At 72.4% G+C, this 13,836-nt stretch carries 12 protein-coding genes; 5 read left to right on the top strand and 7 right to left on the bottom strand.

Features of this window, described 5'->3' with window-relative positions; translation table 11 throughout:
* Positions 1 to 7: 7 nt before the first annotated feature.
* Both ABFJ78_RS36725 and ABFJ78_RS36730 read right to left on the bottom strand, forming a co-directional pair.
* The gene (locus ABFJ78_RS36725) at positions 8 to 3,265 is read right to left on the bottom strand and encodes a CHAT domain-containing protein (RefSeq protein WP_436391987.1); all 3,258 of its coding nucleotides are present in this window, start codon (positions 3,263 to 3,265) and stop codon (positions 8 to 10) included.
* Positions 3,262 to 4,308 carry a hypothetical protein gene (locus ABFJ78_RS36730; RefSeq protein ID WP_436391989.1) on the bottom strand — a complete coding sequence of 349 codons (1,047 nt, stop codon included), beginning with the start codon at positions 4,306 to 4,308 and terminating at the stop codon, positions 3,262 to 3,264. Before ABFJ78_RS36730 ends, ABFJ78_RS36725 begins: the two co-directional genes overlap by 4 nt.
* Before the next feature lie 90 nt (positions 4,309 to 4,398).
* Here ABFJ78_RS36730 and ABFJ78_RS36735 point away from each other — a divergent pair, with 90 nt between their 5' ends.
* Together ABFJ78_RS36735 and ABFJ78_RS36740 are read left to right on the top strand one after the other, a co-directional pair.
* On the top strand, positions 4,399 to 4,917 hold the full coding sequence (locus ABFJ78_RS36735; protein ID WP_436391991.1) for a GNAT family N-acetyltransferase: 519 nt from the start codon (positions 4,399 to 4,401) through the stop codon (positions 4,915 to 4,917).
* Between the two features lie 10 nt (positions 4,918 to 4,927).
* Positions 4,928 to 5,893 (top strand): LLM class flavin-dependent oxidoreductase, encoded by a 966-nt coding sequence (locus tag ABFJ78_RS36740; protein ID WP_436391992.1) that lies wholly within the window; start codon positions 4,928 to 4,930, stop codon positions 5,891 to 5,893.
* Between the two features lie 4 nt (positions 5,894 to 5,897).
* Here ABFJ78_RS36740 and ABFJ78_RS36745 read toward each other — a convergent pair whose 3' ends face one another.
* On the bottom strand, positions 5,898 to 6,578 hold the full coding sequence (locus ABFJ78_RS36745; protein WP_436391994.1) for a TetR/AcrR family transcriptional regulator: 681 nt from the start codon (positions 6,576 to 6,578) through the stop codon (positions 5,898 to 5,900).
* Between the two features lie 68 nt (positions 6,579 to 6,646).
* On the opposite strand from ABFJ78_RS36745, the gene ABFJ78_RS36750 reads away from it, so the two are divergent.
* Both ABFJ78_RS36750 and ABFJ78_RS36755 read left to right on the top strand, forming a co-directional pair.
* Positions 6,647 to 7,756, top strand: a complete 1,110-nt coding sequence (locus tag ABFJ78_RS36750) for an FAD-dependent oxidoreductase (protein WP_436391996.1) — start codon at positions 6,647 to 6,649, stop codon at positions 7,754 to 7,756.
* A gap of 547 nt (positions 7,757 to 8,303) precedes the next feature.
* Complete coding sequence (locus ABFJ78_RS36755) at positions 8,304 to 8,909, top strand: LysE family translocator (RefSeq protein WP_436391998.1); 606 nt, start codon at positions 8,304 to 8,306, stop codon at positions 8,907 to 8,909.
* On the opposite strand, the gene ABFJ78_RS36760 is transcribed toward ABFJ78_RS36755, so the two are convergent.
* The 4 genes from ABFJ78_RS36760 to ABFJ78_RS36775 are packed head-to-tail and all read right to left on the bottom strand — an operon-like array spanning position 8,906 to position 12,217.
* Positions 8,906 to 9,790, bottom strand: coding sequence for an ABC transporter substrate-binding protein (locus tag ABFJ78_RS36760; protein ID WP_436392000.1), 885 nt, complete (start codon positions 9,788 to 9,790; stop codon positions 8,906 to 8,908). The genes ABFJ78_RS36755 and ABFJ78_RS36760 overlap by 4 nt on opposite strands.
* Entirely contained in the window at positions 9,787 to 10,470 is a 684-nt protein-coding gene (locus ABFJ78_RS36765) for an ABC transporter permease (protein WP_436392002.1), read from the bottom strand. Before ABFJ78_RS36765 ends, ABFJ78_RS36760 begins: the two co-directional genes overlap by 4 nt.
* A complete protein-coding gene (locus ABFJ78_RS36770) occupies positions 10,467 to 11,135 on the bottom strand; it encodes an ABC transporter permease (RefSeq protein ID WP_436392004.1) in 669 nt (222 codons plus the stop codon). The genes ABFJ78_RS36765 and ABFJ78_RS36770 overlap by 4 nt, the downstream gene beginning before the upstream one ends.
* Positions 11,132 to 12,217, bottom strand: coding sequence for an ABC transporter ATP-binding protein (locus tag ABFJ78_RS36775; protein WP_436392006.1), 1,086 nt, complete (start codon positions 12,215 to 12,217; stop codon positions 11,132 to 11,134). The genes ABFJ78_RS36770 and ABFJ78_RS36775 overlap by 4 nt, the downstream gene beginning before the upstream one ends.
* A gap of 92 nt (positions 12,218 to 12,309) precedes the next feature.
* Between ABFJ78_RS36775 and ABFJ78_RS36780 the strand changes: the two genes are divergently transcribed.
* Entirely contained in the window at positions 12,310 to 13,716 is a 1,407-nt protein-coding gene (locus ABFJ78_RS36780; RefSeq protein ID WP_436392008.1) for a bis-aminopropyl spermidine synthase family protein, read from the top strand.
* The last annotated feature ends 120 nt before the right edge of the window (positions 13,717 to 13,836 follow it).

The following is a 13,836-nucleotide window of genomic DNA, read 5'->3' on the forward strand; positions in this document are numbered from 1 at the left end:
TCGTCGTTCAGCCGCCCGAGGTGATCGAGAACGGCGCCCAGTTCGCCGCCGCGCGGAAGGGACGCTCCGCGTAGCCCGGTCCGACGGCGCGCTGGCGGGCGATGTCCGCCGCCGCTTCCGCCGCGGACGTCGTCCCGAGCTGCTGACGCCGGTGCCGGCAGGCGGCGAACTCCTCGACGTTCCCCGCCGCCCGGTGCGCCACCGAAAGCAGCGTGTAGGCCAGCGCGAGGTCCAGCTCGCCGAGCGCCACCCGGTCGGCCACCCAGGTCACGATCTCTCGCGCGCCGGCGGCGGCAACGCGGCGCTGGGCGTCGGTCAACGCCGTGCTCACCGCTTCCAGCGACCAGTCGCCGTCGGCGGCGAGCCGGTCGTGGAACCAGAGCATCAGCAACGCGGTCGCGAGGTCGGGGACCGGACGGAACGTGCTGACCAGCGCCGTCGCGCCCGCGGCGAGCAGGGTGCTCGCGATGCCCGTCAGCTCGTCGCCGGTCCGGACGCGGTGCTTGCCGCTCTGGCAGGAGCCGAGCACGACGAGCGCGCCCGACCAGTCCAGCGACGCCAGCCGCGCCAGTGTCACCCGGTCCGGGCCGCCGTCCGGGTGCGCGAGCAGCAGGCCCGACCGTTCGGGCCGGGCGTCGTCGAACACGGCGTGGCAGGCCAGGTGCACCAGGCGCGCGGTGCCGTCGAGGACCCCGGCGAGCCAGTCGAACGTCAGGTCGGCGCCGTGCCGTGCCTCCCCGCCGAGCCGGGCCGCGACGCCCGCCGCCTCCGCCCGCGCGAACGGCAGGTCGCCGAGCGGGTCGCCGCCGATGACCAGCGACTGCCGGCGCGTCCAGGACTCGCTGTGCGCCGCGCGCAGCAGGGACGCGCTGGGCACCACGAACGTCCCGCGGCGCGGCTCGACACCGCCGTCCGCGCGCGGCACGAGGTGCAGCGACGCCAGGTGCAACACACCGTACGGCGCGATGTACGCGTCTGTGCGCACGTCCGCGACGAGCCGCGCCAGCCGCTGGTACACCGGCTGGGCGAGCAGGCGGTCGAGGCCGCGCGGGTCGTCGTCGTTCAGCAGCCCGCGGAACCCGGCGAGGTCCGGATCGGCCGCCGGGACGACCAGCCGGACCTCGATCTCGCCCGCGGCCACCGTGAAGACGTAGACGCCTCTGTCACCGATGAAGAACTCGAGCAGTGTCCGTGCTCCGCGCAGCGAGAGCAGCGCGCGGACGTCCGCCGAGGTGGACGGCGTCGCCAGCCGGTGCAAACGGACATCCGGCGGGAGCTGCTCCCAGACGTCTTCGAGCCGCGCGCGGACCTCCTCGATCTCCTTGTCGACCGCGAACAGCCGGGAGACACGTTCACGCGGGGAGAGCTCCGCGCCGAGCGAGCGGGTGCGCAGCCCGACGAGCCGCTGCCAGAGCTGCTCCTCCTCCGCCGCGCGCGGGCCGTCGACGACCGGCGGCCGGTCGCGGACGGCCTCGATCAGCGATCGGGACTTCGCGGCCTGCACCAGGTCGAAGGCGCGTTCCGCGTACCCGAGGCCGATCGCGACCTCGACGGCCTCGGCGTACGGCGGCTCCACGTACACGCCGAACCGGCCGGCCTCCCCGACGTCGACCGCGTTGCGCCGCAGTTCCGCGTGTGCCGTACACGCCTGTTCGAGCCGATCCAGTGTCTCGTCACTCCACCGCCCGTCCGCGAAGGCGAGCCCGCCGAGCACGGTGTTGACGACGAACGCCAGCGCGACGTCCGGGGTGACTTCGAGCGCCGCTTCGAGCTGTGTGGCGAGCTCCGCGGCCTCGTCGGTCCTCCCCTGCCGGAACAGGAACTGCATCAGCCGGGCGCGCCGGCTCGCGAGCCGTCCCGGCATGTCGTCGGCCATCCGCTGCCCGGCGGCGACGAACCGCCGCAGGTACCGCTCCTCCAGCTCGACGGCCCCGTGCTCGGCCGCGATCCCGGCGGCGACGCCGTCGAGGACACCGCCGTCGACGATGCTCGCGAGCTCCTCGCGCTGCGCCTCCGTCAGCTCGACGCCGGTCAGCCGCTCGGCCTGCCGGTCGCGGACGAACGCCTGCAGGGCCCGGGCCCGCGCCAGCAGCTCGACGGCCCGGACCGGCCGGACGTTCTCGAACCGGCGGCTCAGGCTGCACTGGTTGATCAGGGCGGTCAGCTCGCGCCGGGCGTCGCCGAGCTGGTTCGCGTACTGCTTCGCGCGTTCCAGGTACTGCCACGCGGTTTCGTGGTCGCCGGTCTCCATGTACAGGTAGCCGAGGCTGTTCCACACCCGCGGCAGGCAGTGGACGGCGCCGAGGTGGTCCCACGCCGCCTCGGCCCGCCGGAGGAACCGCTCGGCGTCGGCGTACCGGTGCCGGCCCAGCAGCCGTTCCCCTTCGTCGGTGGCGTCGGACGCGGTCTTCGCGAGGAGCCCGATCTCGAGCGCCGCGTCGGCGGCGTGCTCGCCGGCGAACTTCTCCTCGGTCCGCTGCTCGATCCGGCGCACCATTTGCTCGTGCCCGGTCGTGTAGCGCTCGACGTCGACGTCGGCGTGCAGGCGGTGGATGAGGTCGTGGGCGTCGACGAAGGCTCGCGTCGCGGCTTCGGGGTCCACCCCGCGGGCCCGCAGGGCGAGGTTGTGCAGGGCCACGAACTCGTCGTAGCCCGCGCCGGCCTCGCGGAACATCGCCGCGGCTTCGCGGGTCTTCGCGATCGCCTCCTCGACGCGGCCCTGCCGGAGCAGCTCTTCGGCGAGGTTGTCGGTGGTGATCCCCCGGGCGGCCGGTCCCTGCCCCGGGACGGCCAGTGCCTCCTCGTACCGCTCGGCCGCCCGCGCGTCCCCGCGCCGGGACAGCACCAGCGCGTGGTTCTGCAGCGCGGCCCGGTAGCCGTCGGCGTCCCCGGACGCCTGGGCCGCCTTGACCGCTTCGGCCAGGTACTCGTCGGCCTCGGGCAGCCGGTCGTCGGCCAGTTCCACCAGCCCGAGCCCTTCGAGCGCGCCGCTGGCCGCGTTGAGGTCACCGAGGTCCCGGGCGACGCCGAAGGCGATGGCGTAGGCGCGCCGGGCGTCGTCGAACTGCCGGGCCTGGCGCGCGGCCTGGCCGAGCAGCCGATGGAACGCGAACACGGCCATGGGGTCGGCCGACTCGTCCTCGACGAGCTCGAGCCCGCTCATCAGGGCCCCGTAGGCGTCCTGATGGCGTCCCTCCCCGAGCAGCCGCTGGACGTGCTGGATCAGGCCCAGCAACCGCAGATCGGAGTCCGTCGGCCCGGTCACGCCCCGGCCGCCCGGAGGATGGCGAGCGGGTCGTCGACGAGCTCCGCCGGCGCGGCTTCGGTCGTCGTGCCGCGGTATTCGGCCATTTCCAGGTCCGAGAAGCGTTCGACCAGCTCGCCGTAGAGCCGCTGGTACTCGGCGAAGAGGACTTCCTGCTGCGGCCGCGTCAGGTCGTCGGTGAAGATCGCGCCCGCGGTCTTGCGCCAGCTGCGTTGCGCGGCGCCGAGCTCGCCCGCGATCACCTGCTCCTTCGTCCGTTCCCACAGCGGGTAGAAGGCGAGCTTGCGGTAGTCGTCGCGCTCGGTTTTCGCCTCCACGCCGACCACGATGAAGTCGTGCTCGGTGTAGGGCACGAGGGTGACGCCGTCGTCGAGCAGCCGGTGCAGCCGCCCGTCGGCGACGCGCAGCGAGGCCAGCTCCGCCGCCGAGGTCGTGGTCCGCGGCCGGCGCATCACGACGAAGTTCAGCGGCTCGAAGCCCTTCTGCCACGACCGGTAGGCGCCGACGCGCAGTTCGACGTCCGGCGATTCGAGGAACGACTCGATGCCGCGGATCAGCGACGCCGCCAGCGGCACGGCCCCGGCCAGCCCGCCGAAACCGACCGCCGCGGCGACGTCCTCGACGACCTTCAGCGAGCGCGCGATCCAGTCGGTGGTCTTGGCCCGGAACAGCGCGACCAGCAGGCTGACTTCGTCGCCTTCGTACGGGACCGGGCCGGCGACCCGGACGTTCGCGATCTCGACGGCGTCGTCGGCCCCGGTGACCTGGAACCGGCGGGCCAGCTCGGCGCTGCTGAGCACGGTGGGCACCGCGACGGTGTTCCCCTTGTGGACGAACTCGGTGACGACGGTCCCGAACGGCAGGTACTCGCGCCACAGCTCGCGGGCGCGGGTCAGCCACATCTGCCGGAGCCGGACTTCGAGGTAGACCTGGCCGGGCGCGAACTCCGGCACCGGTCCGGTGTCCACCGACGGAACCTGCACGGCGACGATGCCCTCGGCCTCCCGCTTGACGACGCGGTCGACCAGTTCCCGAATCCCCATGGTTTCCCCTCGTCCGGTTCGCTTGCGAGTTTAGGGTGCGGCGGCGAAATCGGCTTTCGCCCGCGGCCGGTTCGCGGCAAGGTGACGACCATGCTGATCCGCCGCGAGACGCCCGCCGACCGGACCGCCGTGCACGCGATCCACCGCGAAGCCTTCCGGCGCGAACCCGGCGTCACCCCGGTCGAAGCACCGCTGGTGGACGAGCTGCGCGCGGACGGCGACCTGATCGACGCGCTTTCGCTGGTGGCCGTGCGCGACGGCGAGGTCGTCGGGCACGTGTGCGGCAGCCGGGCCCGCGTCGGCGAGGACACGACGTCGGCGGTCGGGCTGGGCCCGCTCGGCGTGCTGCCCGCGCACCAGGCGAGCGGCGTCGGTTCGGCGCTGGTGCACGCGGTGCTCGGCGCGGCGGACGCGCTCGGCTACGGCCTGGCCGTCCTGCTCGGCAGCCCGGAGTACTACTCGCGGTTCGGCTTCGTCACGGCGTCGACGCTCTCGGTCGCGTCGCCGGATCCCGCCTGGGGCAAGCACTTCCAGGCGCGCACGCTCACCGGCTACAAACCCACGCAAGCCGGCGCGTTCGAGTACGCGCCGGCGTTCTCCCGGATCTGAGGAGCCTGGCATGTACGCACCGAGCTCGTCCGTCGGCGTCCGCGTCAACCGTGAACAGCACCCTTCGAAGCTGGTCGACCTGGCGCGGCAGGCGGAGGACGCGGGTCTCGACGAAGTCTGGCTGGTCGAAGACTGCTTCTGGGCGGCCGGGATCGCCACGGTCGCGACGGCGCTGGCGGTGACGTCGACGATCAAGGTGGGCATCGGCGTGCTGCCGGCGGTGGCCCGCAACCCGGCGATCGCGGCGATGGAGCTGGCCGCGCTGGCGGAGCTGCACCCGGGACGGCTGATCGGCGGGCTGGGCCACGGGGTCGCGTCGTGGATGCGCCAGATCGGCGCGTACCCGGCGTCGCCGCTGGCGGCGCTCGACGAGACGCTGGTGGCGGTCCGCCGCCTGCTGGCGGGCGAGCGGGTGTCGATGCACGGCCGGCACGTGAACCTGGACGAGGTCGAGCTGGTGTTCCCGCCCGCTTCGGTGCCGCCGGTGCTGGCCGGGGTGCGGCGGCCGAAGTCGTTGGCGGTGGCTGGTTCCTCGGCGGACGGCACGATCCTGGCCGAGCCGTCGCCGCCGGAGTTCGTGCGGACGGCGCTGGCGGGTATCGCCGCCGGCCAACCCACCGCGCACGCGGTGGTCACGTACAACTGGCTGGCACTGGGCGACCGCGAACGCGCGCGGCTCACCGTGGCCGAGTCCCTGACGCCCGGGGCGCGGGTGCAGGTCGAGGGCTTGCCGTTCGCCGGCGAGCTGCTGGCGCTGGTGGACTCGGCGTCCACAGTGGACGAACTGGCCGCGGGCCTGCGGCCGGACTGGCTCGACCGGCTCGCGATCTGCGGCGACCTCGACCAGTGCGTGGCGTCGGTGCGCGCGCTGCACGCGGCCGGCAGCGGTTCGGTCGTCCTGCTCCCGCTGCCGGAGGAGCCGCCGGAGCGGGGCATCGAGGACGCGGGCAAGGTCGCGGCCGCTCTGCGCGCCTGAGCCCTCAGCGCGAAAGACTCGCTTCGATGCCGTCGAGGAGGTAGCCGAGGCCGATCCGGAAGGTCTCGTCGACGTCCCAGTGGACGGCGTCGCGGACGACCTTCTCCAGCGCCGGGTACCGGCCGGTGGCGAAGGTGCGCTCCAGGTAGGGACCGTACGTGCGCTGCCACTCGGCCTCGTTCAGCCCGGTGGCCCGTTCGGCGCGCCGCTCGGTGATCTCGCGGCGCACCGCACCGGCCACGTACGCGTTGACGGCCTTGACCACCGGCATCACGGCGTCCACGTCGACGCCCTTCAGGCCGGCCAGCACGGCCTCTCCCCTGGCCAGGGCGTGCGGCCCGAGCTGGGGCCGGCCGCCGAGCAGGTCGGCGAACCACTCGTGCCGGTGCGCGGCCCGCCGGGTCGATTCGGCCAGGGACAGCAGCACTTCCCGCCAGCTGTCGCCGGTCGGCCGGATGCCGGCGTAGACGTCGTCGACCATCAGGTCGAGCAGCTCTTCCTTGGTGTCGATGTAGCCGTACAGCCGCATCGGCCCGACGTCCAGCACGCCGGCGACCTTCCGCAGCGACACCGCCGCCAAGCCGTCCGCGTCCGCCAGCCGGATCGCCGCGCGGACGATCAGCTCCCGGCTCAGCGGAGCCGGCGTCGGCCTCTCCGGCGGCTCCGGCCGTTCCCACACCGTCACGCCGGAGACCATACAGCGCATGGTGCGATACAGTGTATCGAGAGATACAGCGTATCGAAGGGGACCTCATGACCATCGCCATCGTCGGAGCCGGGCCGGGCGGCCTGGCTCTGGCCCGGGTGCTGCACCTCCACGGCATTGAATCCGTCGTATACGAACGCGAGACCTCGCGCGACGCGCGCGGACAGGGCGGCATGCTCGACATCCACTCCGGACAGCGCGCGCTGCGCGAGGCCGGCCTGCTCGACGAGTTCTTCGCGATCGCGCGCGGCGAGGGCCAGGACATGCGGCTCCTCCAGCCGGACGGCACCCTGCTGCTCCAGGAGGACACGCCGGACGACGCCCCCATGCTGCGTCCCGAGGTGGACCGCGCCGACCTGCGCGACCTGCTGCTGAACTCGCTCCCCGCCGGCACGGTCCGGTGGGGGCACGCGTTCGAGTCCGCGGGCGACGGCGTCGTGCGGTTCGCCGACGGCAGCAGCGCGGAGTACGACCTGCTGGTCGGCGCGGACGGCGCGCAGTCCAGGGTGCGTCCGCTGGTGACCGACGCCCGCCCGGAGCACACCGGCCAGAACGTCGTCGAGGTCGGCATTCCGGACATCGACCGCACGCACCCGGACCTCGCGGCGATGGTCGGCCGCGGCACCTACTGGGTGATCGGCGGCGGCCGGTCGCTGGCGGCGCAGCGCAACGGCGACGGCCGCGTCCGCATCGGCATCAGCTTCTACAACACCGCCGAGGACTGGTTCGCGAAAAGCGGAATCCCGTTCGAGGACCCGGCCGCCGCCCGGGCGCGGCTGATCGAGCTGCTCCCCGGCTGGGACGCCCGGTTCACCGCGCTGATCGAGGCCTGCGACGACACGGTCGCGCGGCGGTCGATGACGACGCTCCCGATCGGCCTGACGTGGCCATCGAGGCCGGACGTGACACTGCTCGGCGACGCGGCGCACCTGATGCCGGCGGTGGGGGAAGGCGCGAACCAGGCGCTGATCGACGGCGCGGCGCTCGGCCTGGCACTGGCGGCGCACCCGGACGACCACCCGGCGGCGATCAAGGAGTACGAACGCGAGATGTTCGACCGCACCAGCGCGGCGGCCCGGATGTCGGCGGACATGCAGCAGCTGCTGCGGTCACCGGACGCGGCGCAGAGGCTGCTGGAGTTCTTCCAGCCGAGCTGACCGCGGCCGGAGCGTTGGCCACAGCGAGCTGACCGCGGCCGCCGGCGTTGTCCACAGCGAGCCGACCGCGCCGCGAGCGTTGGCCACAGTCGGCTGACCGCGGCCGCCAGCGTCGTCCACAGCGAGCCGACCGCGCCGAGGACGTTGGCCACAGCCGGCTGACCACGCCGAGAACGTTGGCCACAGCGAGCTGACCGCGCCGCGAGCTCTGTCCACAGCCCACCCGAGATGTGGACAACCCGGCCGCACAGCGCTCATCCCAGGCAGCTTTGTCGGGTGCACTCGATACGCTGGAACAGGGACGGACCCCCTGGGAGGGCGGGCGCTGCTCGGGGCGGCGCTGCTCCCCGGCCAGCTCTGCTCCAGCAGAGCGGCCGCCGCTCGAGGAGGCCCACACCGCTCCCCGGCACGCGCTGCTCCAGCGGGGCGGGCGCGCCGAGGGCTCCGGGCGTGTTGTGAAGCCAGGGCGCATTGCGGGCCCCGCTATGTCGCGCGCCCACCCGAAAAGCAGTTCGCCCCCGTCCGGGCGCGTGTCAGGATCGGCCCCATGCCGGTCGACCCGCACCTCCTCGTCGCGTTCGTCGTCACCACCGTGATCGCGATGATCACCCCCGGTCCGGACATGCTCTTCATCCTCGGCTGCGGCATGCGCGGCGGCCCGAAGGCCGGGCTGCTCGCCACCGCCGGGGTCGCCACCAGCGAGGCCATCCACGTCGCCGTGGCCGCGGCGGGGTTGGCCGCCCTCTTCGCCGCCGTTCCCGTCGCCTTCACCGTCGTCCGCGTCACCGGCGCCGCCTACCTCATCTACCTCGGCGTCCAGGCCATCCGGAACCGCAAGCCGCTCGTCGAGCGGAAGAGCGACCGCGCCTACCTCAGCGGCCTGCTCACCAACCTGCTCAACCCGAAGATGGTCACCTTCACCATCGCGTTCCTGCCGCAGTTCATCGATCCGGCAAAAGGCCACGTCTGGCTGCAGTTCGCGGTCCTCGGCGCGATCATGATCGTGTTCGAGTTCCTCGTCGACGGCGCGGTCGGCGTCCTCGCCGGTCGCGTCGGCGGATGGGTCCGGCGGAAGAAGAACCAGCGCCGCATCGAGGTCGCCACCGGCGGCATCTTCATCGGTCTCGGCATCAAGCTGGCGGCCGAGAACTAGGACTTCAGGTTGTTGCGCGCCAGGAAGTCCTCGGCGATGTCCAGCGGGTTGCGCTTCTGCTCGGTGAACTCGACGTTCAGCTGGGTCAGCTGCGAAGTGGTCAGCGCCGCCGAAACCCGGTTCAGCGCGGCCACCTCGGCGGGCGACAGCGTCCCGCGCGCCACCAGCGGCACGATGTTCTGCGCCGGGAACATGTTCTTGTCGTCGACCAGCGGCACGAACCCGTTCGCCGCGATCGTCGACGACGTGCTGAACAGGTCCGCGACCTGGACGTCGCCCGACTTCAGGGCCGCCACCGTCACCGGGCCGCCCGTGTCCGTCGTGCGGATCTCCTTGAACTCGCAGCCGTAGAGCGCCTTGATCTTGTCCTTCCAGCGGCTGCTCCACTGCCCCGGTCCGCCGAACACCAGCTCGCCGCAGCGCCGCCCCAAGTCCGAGAACGTCCTGATGCCCGAGGAAGCCAGCTGCGGCCCGACCACCAGCAGGTCCTTGTCCTCGGCGGGCGCCTGGTCGAGCACCTCGAAGCCCGCCGGGATCTTCTGCCGCAGCTGCGCGTAGACGTCCTGGGACGTCGTCGCGGTCGTGTCCTTGTCGAAGTACCGCAACAGGTTCCCGCTGTAGTCCGGCACCACCGACAGCGATTTGTCCTGCAGCGCCTTGACGACGACCTCGCGGCTCCCCACCGGCGGCCGCACCGTCACGTTCGTGGCGCCGGCATTGCGCAGCGCGCCGGCGTAGATCTGGGCCAGCAGCAGGCTTTCCCCGACGTCCGACGCGCCGATGATGATGTCGCCGGACGCGCCGCCCTCGCCGCCGCCCGCCAGCGGGTTGCCGCACCCGGCGGCCAACAGCAAGGCCACCACCACGAACAGCCGCTTCACGCCGCCACCTTCTTCACGGCCGCCGCGAGCCGGACGCCCCGCGGCACCAACGCGCGGTTCAGCAACGAAAAGAGCAGATCCAGGACGATCGCGAGCACCGTCGTCAGCAGCGCGCCCGCGATGACCTCCGAATAGTCCAAAATGGCCAGTCCGTCGAGCAGGAACCGGCCCAGGCCACCGAGTCCGACGTACGCGGCCACCGCGGCGGTCGCGACGAGCTGCAGCACGGCGTTGCGGACACCGCCGAGCACGAGCGGCAGCGAGATCGGCACCTCGACCTTCCACAGCCGCTGCCAGCCGGTCATCCCGATGCCCTGGGCGGCGTCGACCACGCCGTGGTCGGTCGCCTGCAACCCGGCGTACGTGCCGGCCAGGACCGGCGGCACGGCCAGCACGACGAGCCCGATGATCGTCGAGGTGACGCTTTCGGTGAAGAGCAGGAACAGGAACGTCACGAGCCCCAGCGTCGGCAGCGCGCGGATCGCGTTGCCGGCACTGACCAACGCGACGCCACCGCGTCCGGTGTGGCCGACGAACAGTCCCAACGGGACAGCGATGACCAACGCGATCGCCAGCGACAGGAACGTGTACCCGAGGTGCTCCAGCAGCCGCCGCGGCACCCCGTCGGGGCCCGACCAGTGCGCCGGGTCGCCGAACCAGTGGAGGAGGTCGCTGATCATGCGGTGGTCACCCGTTCCCACGGCGTCAGGAGGTTGCGCAGCAAGACCAGCACCAGGTCGACGACCAGCGCGAGCAGCAGCGTCAGCACGATGCCGACGACGATCGGCGAGAAGTACTCGCGCTGGAAGCCGTCGGTGAACAGCACGCCGAGGCCGCCGGTGCCGATCAGCGCGCCGACGCTGACCAGGCTGATGTTGCTGACCGACGCCACCCGCACGCCGGCCGCCAGTACCGGCACGGACAGCGGCAGCTCGACGGCGAAGAACCGGCGCACCGGCTTGTACCCGACGGCGGTCGCGGCGGCGGTCACCGGCGGCGGCACGGCGTCCAGCGCGTCGAGCACCGGGCGGACCAGCAGCGCGGTGGTGTAGATCGTCAGCGCGACGACGACGTTGACGCTGTCCAGGATCTTCGACCCGATCAGGCCGGGGATGACGACGAACAGCGCCAGCGACGGGATCGTGTAGAGCAGGTTGGCGAGCACCATCAGCACTTGCCGGGCAGGCCGCCAGCGGTGGCCGAGCCAGCCCGCGGCGATCGCGAGCACGATGCCGACGACCAGCGGGAGCAGCGCCAAGTAGACGTGGTCACCCAGGTCACCGAGGATTTCGACGCGCGTGTTCCCGCTGCTCAGGTAGCGCCCGAGTTCGTCGAAGAAGCTCATGACGCCTGGGGCGTCGCCTCGATCACGTCCAGCACTTGCCTCGCGACGACGCCGCCGAGCACTCGGTGGTCTTCGTCGACGACCACGCCGAGGCTGGCCGGCGACGACAGCGCCGCGTCCAGCGCGCCCCGGATCGGGGTGCCCTGGATCCACAGCGAGCCGCCGGCCACCAAGTCGTCTTCGGACAGTGAACCGTCCACTGTGGAGTTCGGCCGCAGCCAGCCGCGCGGCTGCTTGTCCGCGTTGACCGCGAGCCGCCAGCCGTCGCTCGCGGGTACCGGAGAGCCGATCTCGACCAGCTCGATCTCCTTGACCTCGACGCCGTCGGCGGAGAGGAACGACAGGCCGCGGTAGCCGCGGTCGCGGCCGACGAACGACGCCACGAAGTCGTCCACCGGGTGGCGCAGCACGTCGGCGGGCGTGCCGTACTGGGCGAGCTTGCCGCCGACGCGCATCACCGCGACCTTGTCGCCGAGCCGGACGGCCTCGTCGATGTCGTGGGTGACGAACACGATGGTCTTGCCCAGCTGCGACTGCAGCCGCAGCAGCTCGTTCTGCAGGTCTTCGCGCACGATCGGGTCGACGGCGGAGAACGGCTCGTCCATCAGCAGCACCGGCGAGTCCGCGGCGAGCGCGCGGGCGACGCCGACGCGCTGCTGCTGGCCGCCGGAAAGCTGGGCCGGGTACCGCTTGCCGAGCTCGACCGGCAGGCCGATGGTCTCGAGCAGCTCGGCCGCCCGCTTGCGCGCCTTCGCCTTGTCCCAGCCCGACAGCAGGGGCACGGTGGCGATGTTGTCCAGCACCGTCCTATGCGGAAAGAGGCCGGCGTGCTGGATGACGTAGCCGATGCCGCGGCGCAGCAGCGCGGGGTCGCCCTCGGCGACGTCCTTGCCGTCCAGCAGCACCTGCCCGCCGGTCGGCTCGACCATCCGGTTGATCATCCGCAGCGACGTCGTCTTCCCGCAGCCGGACGGGCCGACGAACACGGTGATCGTGCCGTCCTCGACCGTCAGGTTCAGCTTGTCGACGGCGACCGTCCCATCGGGATACTGCTTGGTCACGTCGCGGAATTCGATGGTCACTGCCCACTCCCCATGTCCGGTGGAACCGACCGTAGCCGAGTCGGCGGCGGTTGGCACGGTGTTCCGAGGGGTGGCTACTACGCTGAATGCCCGTGAAGGCACTCGACGACGTCCTCGCCGCGCACGGTGTCGGCGTCCGCCCGCTGTACCGCGTCATCGACCTGCTGCGCACCGGTGACCACGACCTCGGCGAGCTGGTCCGGCTGTCCACGGCGCCGCGCCGCAGCGTGGAAGACGTCCTCGCCGCGCTCGGCGACGACCTCGACCGCAGCGGCGACCGGCTGCGGATCTCCCCCGGTGTCGCGGCGTCCTACCTGCAGTACAGCGCACCCCGCTACGCCGACCCGCTCGACGAGGCCGTCGCGAACCACGAGCTGCTGCCGAAGGTCGCCGAGTGGGTGGCCGAGGTGCCGCCGCCGCTCGCCGCGCTCGACCACGTGCAGGCGACGCCGGCGACGGTGCTGCGCCGCGCGCTGTGGCTGGACGCGCGCTACGACCTCACGTCGGCGCGGCTGCTGTTCCTCGGCGACCACGACCTGACGTCGCTGGCCGTGCGAGCGGTCTGCCCGGCGGCGTCTCTGACGGTCGTCGACCTCGACGAGCGCGTGCTGGCCTACCTCGACGACCGCGGCGGGCGCGAGATCGCCACCGCGCACGCGGACCTGCGCGTCGGCCTGCCGCCGGCCGTCACCGGCGGCTTCGACCTGGTGTTCAGCGATCCGCCGTACACGCCGGAAGGCATGGGCCTGTTCGCGGCGCGCGGCGTGCAGGCGCTGCGGAACCCGAGCGAGGGACGGCTGCTGTTCGCGTACGGCTACAGCCCCCGGCACCCGGCGCTGGGCGCGCAGGTGCAGCGATCGCTGGCGACGCTCGGGCTGACGTTCGAGGCGATCCTGCCGGACTTCAACCGCTACTTCGGCGCGCAGGCGATCGGCAGCGCGGCGGACCTGTACGTCTGCCAGCCGACGGCGAAGGCCAAGAAGGTCCGCGCGGGCAAGGCGATCTACACGCACGGGCCGCAGTCGGTGGAGGCGGCCGGGACGAAGCCGGCGCTGCTGGAGAAGCTGAAGGAGATCGCGGTTTCCGGCGGGCTCGCGCTGGAGTCGCGGCCGGTGGACTGGTCGATCTCCGGGCCCGAAGGCGACGCGATCGCGATGGACCTCTCGGCCGACCCGGGCCCGTGGCTGCTGCGCACCCTGCTGGGTACGAACGCGCGCCGGCTGGCACTGCTCGTACCCAACGCACACCCGGACCTGGCGGACGAGCGGTCCCAGACGTCTCTCTCGGAGCTGATCCGGGGCAAGTACACCCTGCGGTACCTGCGCAGCACACCGGACAACCGGCACGCGGTGGTGGTCGCGGACGCGGTGGAGCACCAGGACGAGGTGCTCACCCGGGCCCACGCCCGCCTGGCGAACGTCTCCCTGGACGTCCCCGAGGACCTGACGGACCTGCGCCTGGTCGACGTCCCCCGCCACCGCCTGGCCGAGCTGCTCTGAAGACGCCGAAAGCCGCACTTTCACGTGAAAGTGCGGCTTTGAAACGCAAAGTGGCGGCACTTTCACAGGGAAAGTGCCGCCACCGTTTGCGGGTGCGAACGTCAGGCTGTGACGCCGTCG

The organism is Amycolatopsis sp. MEPSY49, from assembly GCF_051337345.1.
Classification (GTDB): domain Bacteria; phylum Actinomycetota; class Actinomycetes; order Mycobacteriales; family Pseudonocardiaceae; genus Amycolatopsis.